This window comes from Labrys sedimenti (assembly GCF_034424805.1).
GTDB lineage: Bacteria > Pseudomonadota > Alphaproteobacteria > Rhizobiales > Labraceae > Labrys > Labrys sedimenti.
On the sequence record NZ_JAXOUF010000002.1, the window covers coordinates 411,660 to 428,110 of the forward strand.

Consider the following 16,451-nt stretch of genomic DNA (forward strand, 5'->3'; position numbering starts at 1 on the left):
CCCACGATGATCTCCGGAGTTTGACGGACTGAAGGCTAGCAGGCGTAGCGCCGAGGCGACAGCTCGTTATTGCCGTCTGGACGTCGCGCGAAACAGTTCCTATTTTTGTCATTATTGTTCTGTTTTTAAGCAATCTGGATTAAATCTTCGATCGGACCGATACAGATGCTCTCGGCCGGTGCCTTGAGCCTAAGAACATAATTTCCATTTATGCGGTTTACATGACTTTATTTTCGCGAATTTTTGCTAAGAAGGTGCTAGAAATTGCCTTGATTGCGGCGATTCTGAGTATTCCTGATGTAATGTTTTCTTGTTTTGGGTGGGATATTTCTCCATTCAGAACGAAGGAATATTTTGTAACATTATTGTCATTTTCGGTGCTTTTCGCCCTCTCGGCTGGGACTTGGTTCAGAATACTCATTATCGCCCTGGTGTTCTTGAACCAGGCGATTTGGCTGAGCTCGCTGGTATATTTCGGAGCGCCGCTCACGCCCGAACAGGTCAGGCTGTTTTTCAGCGATACGGCCGATTCTGTTTCGACCGGTTTGCAGGTACAGAGCGAATTCCTCCTGCCTTTGCTCCTGGCGTTGGCAACGGCTGTCCTGCTCGCGGTGGTCACGCTGATCCGCCCGCTGCGGAGCGGTCGATCCTGGGCTTTTTCTCTCTTGCTCGTTGCGGCCCTTGGTGGTGTCGCGGCACGTTGGGAACTGCACAAACTGCCGAGCGTGGTGCAGGCCAATGCCTATTCCGCCTCCTTCATTTCCAGCGCCAATGCTGGCGTCCTGGCCTATCGTGCGAGCCGGGCGCCCGCGCCGCCGGCTTCCCTGAATGGCCTGGCCGATCATGTGTTCGGCAAGGCCGAGGTGCCGGAGGGCCGGGCGACCGTCGTGTTCGTGATGGGTGAATCCATCAATCCGGTGCGGATGTCGCTGTTTGGCGCGGCGCGGCAGACCACGCCGCGCCTCGATCATCTGTTCAGGGAGCCGCCGGCAGGCTGGCGGATGTTCGCCAAGATCGGCTTTTCCGGCGGCGTGGCGACGCTGGCCAGTGTTCCCTCGGCCCTCAGGCTCGTCTACTTTCCCAATCTGGCGGAACGGCAGCCGGTGAACATTTTCGACATCGCCAAGGATGGCGATTTTGCCAGCTATTACTATTCCGCTCAAGCCATCCACACCATGCAGATCGCCGGCGGAGCCCGGTATGCCCGGCAGTCCAAGACGGTGGAGACTTATGACGAGACGGCCGAAAAATCGGCCGAGGAGTCGCTTGCCGACGACGTCAAGGATGTGCCGCCGGCGGAGCGGCGCTTCATCTATGTCCATCAGCGGGCCGATCACGAGCCTTATCTCGACAATTGCAAGAAGTATGCGGGCGAGTTCCAGGTGTTCACGCCATCAGACGGGAGCGCGGACGAAGCCCGGCGCGCGCGCTATGACACCGGCCTGCAGTGCTGGGACCGCAGCACCAGCGACATCATCGCCACGATGCTGGCCGAGAAGGACCCAGTCTATATCTTCGTCACGTCCGACCACAACGAGCTGATGGGCGAGGATGGGTTGTGGGGACACCTGATCCGTCACCTGCGCACGGCGGTGGTGCCGGTGATGCTGATGACCAACAGGCCGGATTCGGCGATCGCCAATGCCTTTCGCCAGCTCGACCGTCCCACCCAGTTCCAGCTCATGCAATTGACGGCCCAGGCGATGGGCAAGACGGTCGCAACCAAGCAATATGATCCGTCAATTTTCTATGTGAACGGTACCATGCCCTTCGGCCAGGCCAAATATATGAAGGTCGAGCGCCTGCCGGACGACCAGTATCAGATCTCCCACTATGCCAGCGACGGCTCGCCGGCCGAGCTGCCGGAACATCTCTCGCTGAAAGGGGTGCCCAAGGAACCCGGACATCTGGGGTCCTGAAGGATATCCCAAGGTGTGGACCGGAAAGGGGACGCCGGCTAGCGCCGCAAGCGGAAGAAATCCTGCAGCAGAGTCCGCGAGGCCGTGGCGTGGATGCCGGAATAGACTTCGGGACGATGGTGGCAGGTGGGGGAAGCGTAGAACTGCACCCCATTTTCCACTGCGCCCCCCTTAGGATCGTCGCAGCCGAAATAGAGGCGCCGGATGCGGGCGAAGGAGATGGCGGCGGCACACATCGGGCAGGGCTCGAGGGTGACATAAAGGTCCGCGCCGATCAGGCGCTCGCTGCCCAGTACCTGGGCGGCGGCGCGGATGGCGAGCATTTCCGCATGGGCGGTGGGGTCTTTCAGCGCCAGGGTGCGGTTTCCTTCGCGCGAAAGCACCACTCCGTCCTTGACGACAACCGCGCCGACGGGTACCTCCCCGCGACCTGCGGCAGCATGGGCCTCCTCCAGCGCCAGTTCCATGATCGAGCGCTTCATCTCGTGACATGCCGCCTTTTCTGCTAAAGCGTTTCCCGATCCCTGTGGATCGGAAAGACGCCCCTCTTTTCAAGGAGTTTTGGAATACCCGCCGATACGATGGTAGCGGGGGGCCGTTCCAGCAACAATCAATGTCCGACGATAAACGATCTGGCGGCGGCGGCCGCAAGCCCCCAAGCGGGGGCAAGAAGCCATTTGGCCCCAAGAAGACCTCTGCGGGCGCTGGACCTCGTCGGCGTGGCGTGGATGGTGACGCACCTCCGCGCCGTTCCTTCCGGGACCGTGACGAGAGCGGCGAGACCCGCCGGGAGCGTCCGGCCCGTTCCTTCGCCGAACGCCAGGACGGCGAGCGTCGTCCGGCGCGTTTCAAGCCGCGCGAAGGCGGGGATCCCGAGACCCGTCACGCTCGCCGACCGTTCCGCGAGCGTGACAGTGGCGAGGAACGCCCGTTCAAGCCCCGCCGCGCCGAGGAACGTGGAGAAGCACGCCGGCCGTTTCGATCGCGCGACGAGGGCACCGAAGGCGGTTTCCGGCCGCGCCGTGATGCGGATCGCGGGGAGGGCGCTGAGCGTCCCTTCAGCCGCAAGCCTCGCCGCGAGGGTGAGGACGGTGGGCGCTCCTTTGCACCCCGTCGTTTCGACACCTCTTTCGAGCCGCGCGAGGGCGGCCGCAAGGCCTTCGAGCCGCGTTTCGACGATCGCCAGGAGGAGCGCGGCCCCAAGCGCGCCCCGCGGCGCGCCGAGGCCAAGGCTGAAGCGGTGGCCAAGCCGGATGCCGAGGCCAAGACCGGCGCCTTTGCCGGGGAGCGTGTGGCCAAGGTGATCGCGCGGGCCGGGCTGGGATCGCGCCGCGATGCCGAGACCTGGATCGAGGAAGGCCGGGTCGCCGTCAATGGCGAGGTGCTGACCAGTGCGGCGCTCAATGTCCAGATGGATGACAAGATCACCGTCGATGGCAAGCTACTGCCGCGGCGCGAGCGTACGCGGCTGTGGCTTTACCACAAGCCCCGCGGCCTGGTGACCACGGAGAAGGATCCGGAAGGACGCCCGACCGTGTTCGAGAACCTCGATCCGTCGCTGCCGCGCGTGATGTCGGTGGGCCGGCTCGACATCAACACCGAGGGCCTGCTGCTGCTCACCAATGACGGCGGTCTGGCGCGCCAGCTCGAACTGCCCAAGACCGGCTGGCTGCGGCGTTATCGCGTGCGGGCTTTCGGCGAGACCGATCAGGTCCAGCTCGACAAATTGTTCGAGGGGCTGACGGTCGACGGCGTCGACTATGGTCGCATCGAAGCGCGCCTCGACAAGGAACAGGGTTCCAATTCCTGGCTGACCCTTGGCTTGCGCGAAGGCAAGAACCGCGAAGTCAAGAACGTGCTGGGCTCCATCGGCCTGGAGGTCAACCGCCTGATCCGCGTGTCCTACGGGCCGTTCCAGCTCGGCGACCTGGCCGAGGGCGCCGTCGAGGAAGTGAAGACCCGGGTTCTGATGGACCAGCTCGGCCCCGAGCTGGTTGCCGAGGCCGGCTGCGAGTTCGAGGCGCCAATCCACGAGGCCGCCGGCGAAAAGCCGGTCAAAGCTGCGGCCAGGCCCGCAAAGGGTGGCCCGGCGCGCGGACTGCGTGTCAAGTCGGAGGAAGACGGCAAGGAACGCGTGATGCGTGGCAGCCTGGTCGAGGATCGCCATGGCCGGCGTGTGCTGGTCCAGCGGGTCGCTGACGTGGCCGAGGAAAAGCCGGCTCGGCGCAAGCCCTTCCGTTCCCGCGACGAGGAGGGCGGCGACCGCCCCTTCAAGGCCCGCGCGCCTTTCCGGGATCGTGACGAAGGGGGCGAGCGCCCGCGCAAGCCCTTCCGTGCACGTGCCGAGGAGGGCGGAGACCGTCCCTTCAAGCCACGCCCGTCCTTCCGCGACCGCGACGAAGGGGGCGAGCGTCCGCGCAAGCCGTTCCGGCCGCGCGACGAAGAGGGGGGAGACCGTCCGTTCAAGCCCCGTCCCTCTTTCCGCGACCGCGACGAAGGGGGCGAGCGCCCGCGCAAGCCGTTCCGGCCGCGTGGCGAGGAGGGCGGCGACCGCCCGTTCAAGCCCCGTCCCTCTTTCCGCGACCGCGACGAAGGGGGCGAGCGTCCGCGCAAGCCGTTCCGGCCGCGTGGCGAGGAGGGCGGCGACCGCCCGTTCAAGCCCCGTCCCTCCTTCCGCGACCGCGACGAAGGGGGCGAGCGTCCGCGCAAGCCGTTCCGCCCGCGTGGCGAGGAGGGCGGCGACCGCCCGTTCAAGCCCCGTCCCTCCTTCCGCGACCGCGACGAAGGTGGTGATCGTCCGCGCAAGCCGTTCCGTCCGCGCGATGGAGAGGGCGGCGACCGCCCGTTCAAGCCGCGTCCTTCCTTCCGCGATCGCAATGATGGCGGTGAACGTCCCTCGCGTCCACGCCCAGGCGGCAAGCCGGGCGGTGCGCCGCGCCGGGGGCGTTGACGGCTGACCGATGCGCATCATCGGCGGGCAATTTCGCGGCAAGCAACTGGCTACACCGAAGTCGGACGCGATCCGGCCGACTTCGGACCGCTTGCGGGAGACCTTGTTCAACATCCTCGCGCATGGCTATGACGATCCCGTGCGCGATGCACGCGTGATCGATCTGTTCGCCGGCACGGGCGCGCTCGGTTTCGAGGCCCTGTCGCGCGGAGCCCGCTTTGCCACCTTCGTCGACGAGGGCGCGGAGGCGCGTGGGCTGATCCGCTCCAATGTCGAGGCGATGTCCCTGGGCGGACGCACCCGCCTGTTCCGCCGGGATGCGACCAAGCTGGGCATGGTTGGGCCGGGCGAGCCCTTCTCGCTGGCTTTTCTCGACCCTCCCTATGGCAAGGGGCTGGCATCACAGGCACTCGTCAGCCTTGTCGATGGCGGCTGGCTGACCAAGGGAGCGCTCTGCGTGGTCGAGGAGGCGACGGACGCCCCCCTCGAAGCGCCGCCCTCCTTCGCTCTGGCCGACCAGCGCGACTATGCGGGCACCAGGCTCAGCTTCTTCCATTACGAGCCCTGATGTCCGACGCCGGGGCGCATTGATCGAGCGACGGCTTCAGCCTCCGCTTGGCATCGCTTTCGCCTTTGCCGCCTTGCTGTCATAGTCGGTCGTATCTAAAACGGGGGGGCAGGCATGGCGACGGTAACGGTCGAACTGCGCAATGTCGGTGAGACGCAGGCAGCCATGGGCTGGGCCGGCGGACATACCATCGTGGTGGACCGCCCCGAGGGCAAGGCTGGTGGCATGGGGCTCGGCTTCAATGGCGCCCAGCTGCTCGCTCTGTCGCTTGGCGGCTGCTTCTGCAACGACCTGCGCTACGCTGCGGAAGAAATGGGTGCCGCCGTCGATACCATCGCGGTCAGCGTCGCGCTGGAGCTCGAGGGCAAGCCGCTGCTGGCGACTGCTGCAAAGCTCAAGGTGCGCTGCCGCATGTCGGACGGGTCAGACCCGCAGCCGGTGATCGAGCGCGCGAAAACGATCTGCATGGTGGCCAATTCCCTGCGCAGCGGCGTACCGGTTGGCATCGAGATGGTCGCGTGAGCGGGCGCATCCGGGACATGCGCAATCTTGGCCCGGCCACCGAGCGCATGCTGGTCGAAGTCGACATCTGCAGTCCGGAGGATCTCCGGCAACTGGGAGCCGTCGCCGCCTATCGACGCCTGAAGTTCCGGTTCGGGCGCGGCGTCAGCCTGAACGCCCTTTATGCCATGGAAGGAGCCTTGAGCGATCGGGAGTGGCGCGAGATCGACCGAGGCTTGAAGGAATTGGTCGACCGGAAGGAGGAAGGGAGCCGGTAGGGATTGTTTTCTTCGGACCTATGCCTTGCTAGGCTCATGCTCCAGGGGGTAAGGGATACTTCACTTCCCGCGTTTCCTACCCATATTGGGTGGATCTTTCGCTTTCCCTCCCGATCGGACCTTTCATGACGCTTGCGCTTATCCCCGGTCTCGGCGGTGCTTCCCATGCCCAGGGCCCGGCGATCACGGATTTCACGCTTCCCAACGGCTTGCATGTGGTGGTCATTCCCGACCGCCGTGCGCCGGTTGTCACCCACATGGTCTGGTACAAGGTGGGCGGGGCGGACGAGCCGAAGGGCAAGTCGGGCATCGCGCATTTCCTCGAGCATCTGATGTTCAAGGGCACGGAGAAGAACCCGGGCGGCTTTTCCAAACAGGTTGCCGAGCTGGGTGGCCAGGAGAATGCCTTCACCTCCTATGACTACACCGCCTATTTCCAGCGGGTGGCCAAGGAGCATCTCGGCACCATGATGGCCTTCGAGGCCGATCGCATGACCGGGCTCGCCCTTACCGACGAGGTCGTCAATCCCGAGCGCAACGTCGTGCTCGAGGAACGCAAGATGCGGGTCGACAACGATCCTAATTCGCAGCTTGCCGAAGAGATCGCCTCGACCCTGTTCACCCACCATCCCTATGGCACGCCGATCATCGGCTGGGAGAACGAGATCGAAGGCCTGAGCCGGCAGGACGCCATCGATTTCCATAGCCGTTTCTACACGCCGAATAATGCCAGCTTGATCGTGGCTGGTGACGTCACGGCCGACGAGGTGCGCGAACTGGCCGAAACCCATTACGGCCCCGTGGCCAGGCGTGCCGACCCGCCGCCGCGTCTGCGGCCGCAGGAGCCCAGGCAGCGCGCCGACCGCCGCGTCCGGCTGGCCGACAAGCGGGTGGAGCAGCCGATCTATCAGCGCCATTGGCGTGCGCCTTCCTATATCCAGGCCCGCAATGGCGAGGGCGAGGCGCTCGACCTCCTGTCGCAGATCCTTGGCGGCGGGCAGACCTCGCGGCTTTATCGTGCCCTGGTGGTCGACAAGAAACTGGCTTCGGCCGCCGGCGCTTTTTATGGCGGTTCCGCCGTGGACGAGACGCGTTTCGGCGTCTGGGCCATCCCGATGCCCGGCGTCAGCTTCGAGGCGTTGGAGGCAGCCGTCGACGAGGAGATCGGGCGCATCGTTGCAGAGGGCGTGAGCGAGGCAGAATTGGAGCGCGCCAAGACGCGCCTCGTCGCCGACGCGATCTATGCCCAGGACAACCAGTCGACCCTGGCGCGCTATTACGGCGCCACCCTTTCGGTCGGCGGCAAGGTGGAGGACCTGCAGCTCTGGCCGCAGCGCATCGCCGCCGTGCCGTCCGGAAGACTGCCAGAAATGGGCCGGGCCGTTCTGCTGGAGGGCAAGTCGGTGGTCGGCCTGCTCGAAGGGCAGGCTTGATACGTTTCGCACGTCATGACGGATGCAGCCAGGCAGACCGGCGGCGCCGTCTATGATTGTCTGGATTGCTGCGCCGCGCTTTTCCTGCTGGGAGTCTTGCAGCGGCGTATCAGTCTCCTGCCGTCATCGCCGGCCTTGCCGGTTGTGACGATCGGTTTTTGTGAACGAGTGTTTTCATGATCCAGAAGATCGTCTCGCCTCTTGGCATCGAAGCCTGGCTGGTCGAGGACTATGCCGTGCCTGTCATCGCCATCGACTTCGCCTTCAAGGGCGGAGCGGCGCAGGATCCGCCCGATAGGCCAGGCCTTGCCCACATCATGTCGGCGCTGTTCGACGAAGGGGCCGGTCCGCATGACGACGAGGCCTTCCAGCGTCTGATGGAGGAGAATGCCGTCGAGCTTTCCTTCCATGCCGCTCGCGACCAGATCAATGGCTCGTTGCGCACGCTGGCCGATCGCAAGGCCTTCGCCTTCGATCTTCTCCACTATGCCGTCAGCGAGCCGCGTTTCGAGGAAGCCGCGGTGGAACGCGTGCGCCAGAGCCTGCTGGCCAGCTTGCGCCGTGAGGCCAGCGATCCCAACGCCATGGCATCGCTGGCTTTTTTCGCCGGGCTTTTCCCCGACCACCCCTATGGCCGTCCGACGCGCGGCACGCTGGAGAGCATCGGTGCCGTCAACCGGGACGAAATCGCGGCCCAGCACCGCCGCCTGCTCGCCAAGGATGGGCTGACGGTGTCCATCGTCGGTGCCATCGATGCCCATGATGCCGAGGAGATGCTGGATAAGGTGTTCGGCTCGCTGCCGACCACGGCCCTGCTGCAGCCGGTGCCGGAGGCGGAGCTTGCGGGCCTGGGCACCCGCAAGGTGATCGATCTCGACGTGCCGCAGACCGTGCTGCAATTCGCCACCCCCGGCGTGAAGCGCGACGATCCCGACTTCATGGCCGCCTTCCTGCTCAACCACATCTATGGCGGCGGCAGCTTCTCCTCACGCCTGTTCCAGAAAGTGCGGGAGGAGAAGGGCCTGGCCTATTCGGTCTCAACCCAGCTCGGCGCATTGGCCCGCGCCGCCTTTGTCGGCGGCGGTGTCGCCACTCGAAACGACCGGGCGGCCGAAAGTCTCGCCATCATCGAGGCGGAGATGGCCGAGCTCGCCCGCAACGGGCCTGGCGCTGCCGAATTGGAAAGCGCCAAGAAATACCTCACCGGCTCCTATGCGCTGCGCTTCGACTCATCGACAAAGATCGCCAACCAGCTGACCATGATCCAGATCGAGCGGCTCGGCATCGACTTCATCGATCGCCGCAATGGTTTGGTCGAAGCGGTGACGCTGGACGATACCAAGCGCGTGGCCCAGCGGATGTTTGGAGGTGGCAAGCCCTTCGTCGTGGCTGTCGGGCGCCCGGAAGGGCTGTCCTAGGATCGCAGGAGAACGCTCGATGCCAACCCACGTCATCCCGGCGATGACCGGGTAAAGGCGTTGCGTCACAAAGAACACGGCGAAGAGCGGCAAGAAACGACGAGAAGATCGAGCTCGATCGAACGTTTTCTTCTCGCCGGACAAGGTTAAATCGTTCTGCTTACGTCACACTGACTATTGCACGAAGGGGCCGACTGCATCACCCTGTCGCTCGTCGAGAAGCGGCGGGGGTCGCTCAAGCGGGAGGATGTCATGAAGCTTTGGGGTGTTTCGGCTGTCGTCCTTGTTGGTCTCATGGCGGCAGGCTGCGTGAGCACCGGTCTAGGCACCTCGCGCGGGCCTGGCGCCAGCGGCGCTGCCGTCGCGGTGCAATCCGGGCTCGTCAGCAAGATCGATCAGTTTTCCTATATTACCCCAGCCTGCCGGGAAGTGCCGGGCGTCGCGGCTAGCGTCACCAAGCAGGCGGGCTATGGCCGGGTGAATATCCGCAGGACCCGCGACTTTTCTCCTTATGAGGCCGGCAATTCCAGCGCCGCCTGCAATTCACGGCGCGTGCCGGTCTGGCAGGTGCTCTATACTTCCGCACCCGGTTATCGCGGTCCGGACCAATTTGCCTATCGCAAAGCTTTCCCCGATGGCAAGGTGCTCGACGTCATCGTCAATGTCGATGTGCAATAGGGCAAACAGGCGTTCATGACCGGACGCTTCCTTGCTCGCGCTCTTTGCTTCCAGCCGGTCCAACGGATCGGCTAGAGTGTCTCTGCGATTTGCAGTGCTTTCGCCAAATCGCAAAACGCCTTGGAGCTTGAGGCTTGCCTGCCGGCCGTTCCGATGGCCGGCCCCATGGTGTATTGTTTCCGGCACGTGACGCATTCGTTCTCCACCCGGGAGAGCGAATGCGTCAAGCCCTTGATTTTGCGTCCGATTTCTCTCTGGTGGAAAGCAGGCGCTGATGGACGATTCGCCCCATGGCCATCCGTGCTCTCCCCCAGATCCTGATCGACCGCATCGCCGCCGGCGAGGTGGTGGAGCGGCCGGCGAGTGCCGTGAAGGAATTGGTGGAGAACGCCATCGACGCCGGCGCTCGCCGCATCGAGATCGTCACCGAGGGCGGCGGGCAGCGCCTGATCCGCATCGTCGACGACGGTTCAGGCATGTCGCCCGAGGACCTGGCTTTGGCCGTGCAGCGCCACGCGACGTCCAAGCTGCCGACCGAAGACCTGCTCGCCATCGACACGCTGGGTTTTCGCGGCGAAGCCTTGCCATCCATCGCCTCGGTGTCGCGCCTCAGCATCACCACGCGCGAGCGTGGCTCGTCCACAGGCGCCGTGATCGCCATTGAAGCCGGCGAGCACCAGGCAATCCGCCCGGCAGCGATCGGGGAGGGCACGCGCATCGAGGTGCGCGACCTTTTCTATGCCACTCCGGCTCGCCTGAAATTCCTCAAGACTCAGCGTACCGAAGCGGCTGCGATCGGCGATGTCGTCAAGCGCCTCGCGATGGCCAACCCCGCCATCGCCTTCACTTTGGCCGGCGAAGACCATTCTCCCTCGACCTGGCCGGCCGGTGACGAGGAGACGCGCCTCGGCACCTTGCTGGGTGCCGACTTCATCGACAATGCGATTGCCATCGACCTGACGCGCGGGGATGTCCGCCTGCATGGCCATATCGGTCTGCCGACCTTCAATCGCGGCACCGGGCAGCACCAATATCTGTTCGTCAACGGGCGGCCGGTGCGCGACAAGCTGTTGCTGGGTGCCGTACGCGGTGCCTATGCCGATCATCTGCCCAAGGACCGCTTTCCGGTTCTGGCCCTCTTCCTCGACATCGCCTCGCAGAATGTCGACGTGAATGTCCATCCGGCCAAGGCGGAGGTCCGCTTCCGCGATGGCGGCCTGGTTCGCGGCCTGATCGTCTCGGCGATCCGCTCCGCGCTGGAGAGGGAGTCAGGCCGCAGCTCAAGCGGCAATGCCGATGTCGCCCTCGGCCTGCTCGCCCGCAACCTCAACCGCCCTGCCGATCTCGACTGGGATTGGCGGGCGTCGCCCGCGGCGCCTCATCTTGCCGGTATGGGAGACGGCGGCCTGGCTGGCGGTGGCATGGGCAATGGTGGCTTGGCTGCAGGAAGCGGTTTCGCGGCGCCCGCCCAGGCCGGATTCGACGCGCTGGTGATGCCTTCCGCGGATGCGCGTGCCACGGTAGCGCCTCCCGCGCCCGACAGTCTCGACCGGCCGCTCGGCGCGGCCCGCGCGCAGCTGCACGAGACCTATATCGTGGCCCAGACCCGGGAGGGCGTCGTCATCGTCGACCAGCACGCCGCCCATGAACGCCTGGTCTATGAGCGCCTGAAGCGCGAGCGCGCGGCCGCCGGTGCCAAGTCGCAATTGCTGCTGATTCCGGAAGTCGTCGACCTTGATCCTGCCGATGTCGAGCGCTTGACTGCGGCGAGCGAGGATTTGGCGGCTCTCGGCTTGGTCGTTGAGCCATTCGGGCCGGGTGCCCTTCTGGTGCGCGCCACCCCGGCTGCGCTCGGCAGCACCGATCCGGCCGCGCTGATCCGCGACCTCGCCGATGGCTTTGCCGAATGGGGCTCGGAGATCGTACTGGAGCGGCGCCTCGACCATGTCGCTGCCACCATGGCCTGCCACGGCTCCGTACGGGCTGGGCGGCGCCTGTTGCCGGCGGAGATGGATGCGCTCCTGCGCGAGATGGAAGTCACCCCCAATTCAGGCCAGTGCAACCACGGCCGGCCGACCTATGTGACGCTGAAGCTCGGCGACATCGAGGCCCTGTTCGGGCGACGGTAAACCCGAAACGGGAATGCACAAACGAAAGGGCCGATCTTGCGACCGGCCCCATTGGCATTCTGCTTGTTCGACCGCTTTTCTTACTTCACCCGCGGGGTCTTGAAGACCCGGTCGAACCAGGATTCACTCTTGTTGCCCTCGGAAGGCAGGGGCTCGTTGCCGGCAAGCGGGGCCGAGGCGAGCGGCTTGCGGTAGCCAACCGGCGGCTCGGTCAAGGAACGGCGTGGCGGTTCGACGCCGGCGGCGAGTGGCGTGTTGTCCTCGCCGAGGTTGAGGCGCTTCTGCAGTTCGCTGGGCTTGAGCGGAACCGAACTGGCCTTGGCCGCGTCGAACGGCTCCGGCGCGTCGACCCGACCGGCACCCGGCACGCGGCCTGCCGCCATCTCGTCAGGCGAGAGCCGGCCATCGCCGTGCTCGGCCTTGCTGCGCGGCATGACGCCGGCGGCCTTGCGTTTCTTGTAGTCGGGATCCACCGGCCAGTTCGGGTCATTGTCCGAAGTCGCAGCCGTGCCGGGCGGCGGCAAGTCTAGCTTGCCCGGCTTGGCCAGCGGTGCACGGTCGGAATAATTGATCGCCGGCGCATCGTCACCGGTGCCGAGCATCTTCTGGAAGAAGTTCTGACCGAGGGACTGCGCATTCGCCGCACCCGTCGGCGCCAGGGCAACCAGTGCCGTCGCCGCAGCCAGGCCAAGCCAAATCTTTGTCCGCATCCTGTATCCCAATCACTGCTAGATTTCGGTGCAAATTCCGGGAGAGACCTTCTCTCTACTGCCCGGAAAATGCGTCAAAACCAAGAAACCACCGCTCCTACGGGCAACCAGTACCTGAAAAAGTCAGGAAGACCCGTGCGTCTGTGGTTCTTTGTTCACCACCATGTCATACAACAGCAGGGCCACGCCCGCAACGATGGCGACATCGGCCAGGTTGAAGACATACCAGGAAAAATCGCCGGCATGGAGCAGGAAGAAATCGGCAACGCCTTCCCGCTGCAGCCAAGTGGGGGCCAACGGTCCCTCTATCGCCAGCAATCCGTCGACGGCATTGCCGATGGCGCCGCCTATGATCAGGCCGATGCCGATCGCCGATGATTTCGTGTGGATACGGGCAAGCCAGGCGAGAAGAAGCACGGTGGCAATGAGGCGAAAGGCGACGAGCAGGATGAGGCCGATCTGGCTTTCCTGCTGGAACAGGCCGAACGATACTCCCCGATTCCAGACCAGGGTGAACTTCAGGAACGGCGTCCAGTCGACGGCCTCCTGATACATGATCAGTTCACCGATCTGGAAAATGTGGAGCGCCCAATATTTGAAGCCCTGATCGATGATGATGGCGAGAACCGCCACCATCACCCCGATAAAGGTGTAACGCCCGAAAAACACCGACTTCATCCCTCAGGCTCCCGCCGCCTGCCATTCGCGCATCGCCGCCGCGTCGCGCGGGGTGATGTCCGGGAAGGCGGGGTCGGCGGTCTTCGGATCGAAATAGCGCCAGGACCGCGCGCATTTGACACCGTCGGCCCGGCCGGGAACGACGGCGATGCCGGAAACGCCATCAAGGCGATAGGCCTCGGCCGGACCTTCGCCGGCCTGCAGCGTCAAGCCGGAGACGATGCAGACATCCTCGAAATCGACGCTGCGCAGGACCGCCAGCGTCGCTTCGTCTGCGACATGGACGGTCGGTGCAGCCTCGAGCGAAGAGCCGATACGCTTGGCCGCGCGCTCATGCTCCAGTGCGCCGGTGACCACGCGCCGTGCCTCGCGCACGAGCTCCCACTTCTGCGCAAGCGCCGGGTCGAGCCAGGCAGGGTCGGCCGCCGCGAAGGGCTGCAGATGCACCGAGCTCTCCTCGCCGAAGCGGGAGGTCCAGGCCTCCTCCATGGTGAAGCACAGCACCGGCGCCAGCCAGGTCGTCAGGCAGGTGAAGAGCCTGTCGACCACGCTCAGCGCAGCCCGGCGGCGCAGGGACGATTTCGGATCGCAATAGAGCGCGTCCTTGCGCACGTCGAAATAGAAGGCCGAGAGGTCTGCCGTCATGAAGGTCGCCAGTAAGGCGACCACGCGCTTGTAGTCGTAGCTTTCATAGGCGGTACGGACCTCGCCATCGAGCTCGGCCAGCCGATGCAGCATCAGCCGTTCGAGTTCCGGCATCTGCCCGGCGGCGACACTGTCGCCTGCCTCGAAATGGGCGAGCGTGCCCAGCATCCAGCGGATGGTGTTGCGCAGCTTGCGATAGGTGTCCTCGACCGTCTTCAGGATCTCGGGCCCAATGCGCTGGTCATCGGCATAATCGGTGGTGGCGACCCAAAGGCGCAGGATATCGGCACCGGAACGCTTGATCACGTCCTGCGGTGCGACGGTGTTGCCGATCGACTTCGACATCTTGCGGCCGTGCTCGTCGAGCGTGAAGCCGTGGGTGACCACGATGTCATAGGGCGCCCGCCCGCGCGTGCCGCAGCTTTCCAAGAGCGAGGAATGGAACCAGCCGCGATGCTGGTCGGAGCCTTCCAGATACATCACGGTGTCGTCGCCGCCATCGACCTTGCGCTTGATGCCGGCCAGGCCGGGGAAGTGCTTGGGATCCTCCAGCGTGAAGGCATGGGTGGAGCCGGAGTCGAACCAGACGTCGAGGATATCGTTGACCTTGACCCAGCCTTCACCGGCGCGCGCGCCGAGGAAACGCTCGGCGGCACCCTTCTGGTACCAGGCGTCGGCGCCTTCGGTTTCGAAGGCTGCCGATATGGCCTGGTTGACGGCCTCGTCCTTGAGGATCTCGACACCGCCGCCCGGCTTGTCGCGCATGAACACGGCGATCGGCACGCCCCAGGCGCGCTGGCGCGACACCACCCAGTCCGGGCGGTTGGCGATCATGCCGGTGATGCGGTTCTCGCCGGCCGCCGGCACCCATTGGGTCTGCTGGATGGCGTTGAGGGCGAGCTCGCGCAGCGACGAGCCGTCACCGAGCGTCGGCCCGACATCGTTGCGCAGGACGCCCTCCTCCGTACGGGCCGGCGTCGCCGCCGGCACGGTGCCCGGCGCCACCTCGTCGATGGGCTTGTCCATCGCGATGAACCATTGCGGTGTGTTGCGGAAGATCACCGGCTTCTTCGAGCGCCAGGAATGGGGGTATTGGTGCTTGATACGGCCACGGGCCACCAGATTGCCCTGGGCTACCAGCGCCTTGATCACGGCGTCATTGGCATCGCCCTTGTCGCCCTTCTCGGTGATCACGCGCTTGCCGGCAAAGCCCGGTGCGTCGGCCGTGTAGAAGCTGTCGCCATCCACGGGATAGGGGATATGCGTGTTGATGCCGCGCGCGTTCAGTTCGCGTTGATGCGCCGTCCAGACGTCGAAGTCCTCGCGGCCATGGCTGGGGGCGGTATGCACGAAGCCGGTGCCGGCTTCGTCGGTGACATGCTCGCCCTCGAGCAGCGGCACGTCGAAGCCGTAGCCGGGGTCGAAGCCCGCCAGCGGATGGGCGGCGGTGAGGCGCGCCAGCTCGCCGGGCTCGACGCCGCCGAGGCGCTCATAGGCTTCCACCTTGGCGGTCTTGAACACCTCCTCGGCCAGCTTGTCGGCCAGGATGAAGCTGTCGCCCACCTTGGCCCAGTTGTTCTCGGGCGCTGATGTGACGCGATAGAGCCCATAGGCGACGCGGCTCGAATAAGCGATGGCGCGGTTGCCCGGGATGGTCCAGGGCGTGGTGGTCCAGATCACGAAGGCGGCCTTGGCCAGCTCGTCGCGCGTGGCACCCGAGCGCACCGGAAACTTCGCCCAGATCATGTCGGAGGTATGGTCCTCATACTCGATCTCGGCCTCGGCCAGCGAGGTCTTCTCCACCACCGACCACATCACCGGCTTGGAGCCGCGATAGAGCTGGTCGCTCATGGCGAATTTCATGATCTCACGGGCGATCTGCGCCTCGGCCGCATAGGCCATGGTGAGATAGGGATGCTCCCAGTCGCCTTCGACGCCCAGGCGCTTGAACTCCTCGCGCTGCACGCCGACCCAGTGCTCGGCGAAGGCCCGGCATTCGCGGCGGAACTCGACCAGCGGCACCTCGTCCTTGTTCTTGCCCTTGGCGCGGTACTGCTCCTCGATCTTCCATTCGATCGGCAGGCCGTGGCAGTCCCAGCCCGGGACATAGTTGGAATCGAAACCGAGCATCTGCTGCGAGCGCGTCACCAGGTCCTTCAGGATCTTGTTGAGCGCGTGGCCGATATGGATGTTGCCATTGGCATAGGGCGGGCCGTCATGCAGCACGAATTTCGGCCGGCCGGCCGAGGTGTCGCGCAGGCGCTGGCGCAGATTCTGGGCCTGCCAGCGGGTCAGGATCTCCGGCTCCTTCTGCGGCAGGCCGCCGCGCATGGGGAAGGCCGTCTGCGGCAGGAACAGGGTCTTGGAATAGTCGTAAGCCCCAGAGCTCGCCTTCGAGCTCTCGGCGGTCTCGCTGGAGGGGGACGCAACATCGGTCATGAACAGGGATCCGTCGATACGGAGGAAAGGGAAAGCGGCGCAAACCCGGACCTTCCGCGGAGCTCAGCCGAGCCCGCACGCGGAAGCCGGGACGATAATTCGGGC

At 65.0% G+C, this 16,451-nt stretch carries 13 protein-coding genes; 9 read left to right on the forward strand and 4 right to left on the reverse strand.

The window, feature by feature from the left end; genetic code table 11:
- Nucleotides 1–437 precede the first annotated feature (437 nt).
- A complete protein-coding gene (locus U1R88_RS08380; protein ID WP_322430832.1) occupies nt 438–1,919 on the forward strand; it encodes a sulfatase-like hydrolase/transferase in 1,482 nt (493 codons plus the stop codon).
- Between the two features lie 38 nt (nt 1,920–1,957).
- On the opposite strand, the gene U1R88_RS08385 is transcribed toward U1R88_RS08380, so the two are convergent.
- Nucleotides 1,958–2,401 (reverse strand): nucleoside deaminase, encoded by a 444-nt coding sequence (locus tag U1R88_RS08385; protein WP_322430833.1) that lies wholly within the window; start codon nt 2,399–2,401, stop codon nt 1,958–1,960.
- A gap of 131 nt (nt 2,402–2,532) precedes the next feature.
- On the opposite strand from U1R88_RS08385, the gene U1R88_RS08390 reads away from it, so the two are divergent.
- From U1R88_RS08390 to mutL, 8 genes are all read left to right on the forward strand, one after another.
- Nucleotides 2,533–4,869: a pseudouridine synthase gene (locus U1R88_RS08390; protein WP_322430834.1), complete on the forward strand. Its 2,337-nt coding sequence runs from the start codon at nt 2,533–2,535 to the stop codon at nt 4,867–4,869.
- A gap of 10 nt (nt 4,870–4,879) precedes the next feature.
- The gene (gene rsmD / locus U1R88_RS08395; protein WP_322430835.1) at nt 4,880–5,437 is read left to right on the forward strand and encodes a 16S rRNA (guanine(966)-N(2))-methyltransferase RsmD; all 558 of its coding nucleotides are present in this window, start codon (nt 4,880–4,882) and stop codon (nt 5,435–5,437) included.
- Between the two features lie 114 nt (nt 5,438–5,551).
- Nucleotides 5,552–5,959 (forward strand): OsmC family protein, encoded by a 408-nt coding sequence (locus tag U1R88_RS08400; RefSeq protein WP_322430836.1) that lies wholly within the window; start codon nt 5,552–5,554, stop codon nt 5,957–5,959.
- Nucleotides 5,956–6,216 carry a TfoX/Sxy family protein gene (locus tag U1R88_RS08405; protein ID WP_322430837.1) on the forward strand — a complete coding sequence of 87 codons (261 nt, stop codon included), beginning with the start codon at nt 5,956–5,958 and terminating at the stop codon, nt 6,214–6,216. Before U1R88_RS08400 ends, U1R88_RS08405 begins: the two co-directional genes overlap by 4 nt.
- Nucleotides 6,217–6,341: 125 nt before the next feature.
- Nucleotides 6,342–7,649 carry a M16 family metallopeptidase gene (locus U1R88_RS08410; protein ID WP_322430838.1) on the forward strand — a complete coding sequence of 436 codons (1,308 nt, stop codon included), beginning with the start codon at nt 6,342–6,344 and terminating at the stop codon, nt 7,647–7,649.
- 176 nt (nt 7,650–7,825) lie between these two features.
- A complete protein-coding gene (locus U1R88_RS08415) occupies nt 7,826–9,067 on the forward strand; it encodes a M16 family metallopeptidase (RefSeq protein ID WP_322430839.1) in 1,242 nt (413 codons plus the stop codon).
- A gap of 252 nt (nt 9,068–9,319) precedes the next feature.
- Nucleotides 9,320–9,745, forward strand: coding sequence for a hypothetical protein (locus U1R88_RS08420; protein ID WP_322430840.1), 426 nt, complete (start codon nt 9,320–9,322; stop codon nt 9,743–9,745).
- Between the two features lie 290 nt (nt 9,746–10,035).
- The gene (gene mutL, locus U1R88_RS08425; protein ID WP_322430841.1) at nt 10,036–11,874 is read left to right on the forward strand and encodes a DNA mismatch repair endonuclease MutL; all 1,839 of its coding nucleotides are present in this window, start codon (nt 10,036–10,038) and stop codon (nt 11,872–11,874) included.
- A gap of 80 nt (nt 11,875–11,954) precedes the next feature.
- On the opposite strand, the gene U1R88_RS08430 is transcribed toward mutL, so the two are convergent.
- The 3 genes from U1R88_RS08430 to ileS all read right to left on the reverse strand — a co-directional run bounded on the left by U1R88_RS08430 (nt 11,955) and on the right by ileS (nt 16,346).
- Complete coding sequence (locus U1R88_RS08430; RefSeq protein WP_311944690.1) at nt 11,955–12,584, reverse strand: hypothetical protein; 630 nt, start codon at nt 12,582–12,584, stop codon at nt 11,955–11,957.
- A gap of 123 nt (nt 12,585–12,707) precedes the next feature.
- Nucleotides 12,708–13,262, reverse strand: a complete 555-nt coding sequence (gene lspA, locus U1R88_RS08435; protein ID WP_068286387.1) for a signal peptidase II — start codon at nt 13,260–13,262, stop codon at nt 12,708–12,710.
- A gap of 3 nt (nt 13,263–13,265) precedes the next feature.
- Nucleotides 13,266–16,346, reverse strand: a complete 3,081-nt coding sequence (gene ileS / locus U1R88_RS08440; protein ID WP_322430842.1) for an isoleucine--tRNA ligase — start codon at nt 16,344–16,346, stop codon at nt 13,266–13,268.
- Between the last annotated feature and the right edge of the window lie 105 nt (nt 16,347–16,451).

Coding starts and splice junctions, on each gene's coding strand:
- rsmD (WP_322430835.1), top strand. CDS start 4,880: ATGCGCATCATCGGCGGGCAATTTCGCGGCAAGCAACTGGCTACACCG.
- ileS (WP_322430842.1), bottom strand. CDS start 16,346: ATGACCGATGTTGCGTCCCCCTCCAGCGAGACCGCCGAGAGCTCGAAG.
- U1R88_RS08400 (WP_322430836.1), top strand. CDS start 5,552: ATGGCGACGGTAACGGTCGAACTGCGCAATGTCGGTGAGACGCAGGCA.
- U1R88_RS08385 (WP_322430833.1), bottom strand. CDS start 2,401: ATGAAGCGCTCGATCATGGAACTGGCGCTGGAGGAGGCCCATGCTGCC.
- U1R88_RS08430 (WP_311944690.1), bottom strand. CDS start 12,584: ATGCGGACAAAGATTTGGCTTGGCCTGGCTGCGGCGACGGCACTGGTT.
- lspA (WP_068286387.1), bottom strand. CDS start 13,262: ATGAAGTCGGTGTTTTTCGGGCGTTACACCTTTATCGGGGTGATGGTG.
- mutL (WP_322430841.1), top strand. CDS start 10,036: ATGGCCATCCGTGCTCTCCCCCAGATCCTGATCGACCGCATCGCCGCC.
- U1R88_RS08420 (WP_322430840.1), top strand. CDS start 9,320: ATGAAGCTTTGGGGTGTTTCGGCTGTCGTCCTTGTTGGTCTCATGGCG.
- U1R88_RS08415 (WP_322430839.1), top strand. CDS start 7,826: ATGATCCAGAAGATCGTCTCGCCTCTTGGCATCGAAGCCTGGCTGGTC.
- U1R88_RS08410 (WP_322430838.1), top strand. CDS start 6,342: ATGACGCTTGCGCTTATCCCCGGTCTCGGCGGTGCTTCCCATGCCCAG.
- U1R88_RS08390 (WP_322430834.1), top strand. CDS start 2,533: ATGTCCGACGATAAACGATCTGGCGGCGGCGGCCGCAAGCCCCCAAGC.